This window comes from Klebsiella sp. D-Nf1 (genome assembly GCF_002810515.1).
GTDB lineage: Bacteria > Pseudomonadota > Gammaproteobacteria > Enterobacterales > Enterobacteriaceae > Klebsiella > Klebsiella variicola.
The window spans coordinates 1-421 of sequence record NZ_PIOK01000039.1 but is presented as its reverse complement, the minus strand read 5'-3'; the positions used below and the strand labels follow the sequence as shown (position 1 = coordinate 421).

The window sequence follows — 421 nt, the reverse complement described above, 5'->3', positions numbered from 1 at the left end:
GATGCCTGGCAGTTCCCTACTCTCACATGGGGAGACCCCACACTACCATCGGCGCTACGGCGTTTCACTTCTGAGTTCGGCATGGGGTCAGGTGGGACCACCGCGCTAGTGCCGCCAGGCAAATTCTTTGTGCTCAGTACGCAATTCTTTATCGCATCAGCCGCGTTGCCTGCGCTCGTAAAGTCAGTCACATACTTCAGTATGCTCTTTCCTTTACTTCGCTTGTCGTCTTGCTGCTGCGCAAATTATTGCGTACTCAACTCTGAATCTAAGCTGAAAATCTTCTCTCAAATCCGCCAAAACACCTTCGGCGTTGTAAGGTTAAGCCTCACGGTTCATTAGTACCGGTTAGCTCAACGCATCGCTGCGCTTACACACCCGGCCTATCAACGTCGTCGTCTTCAACGTTCCTTCAGGAGAC

The 421-nt window shown here is 52.0% G+C and carries 2 rRNA genes; both read right to left on the bottom strand.

Features of this window, described 5'->3' with window-relative positions:
• Positions 1-3: 3 nt before the first annotated feature.
• A 5S ribosomal RNA gene (gene rrf / locus CWM54_RS27910) occupies positions 4-119 on the bottom strand.
• Between the two features lie 198 nt (positions 120-317).
• Positions 318-421, bottom strand: a 23S ribosomal RNA gene (locus CWM54_RS27905); the annotation flags it as partial.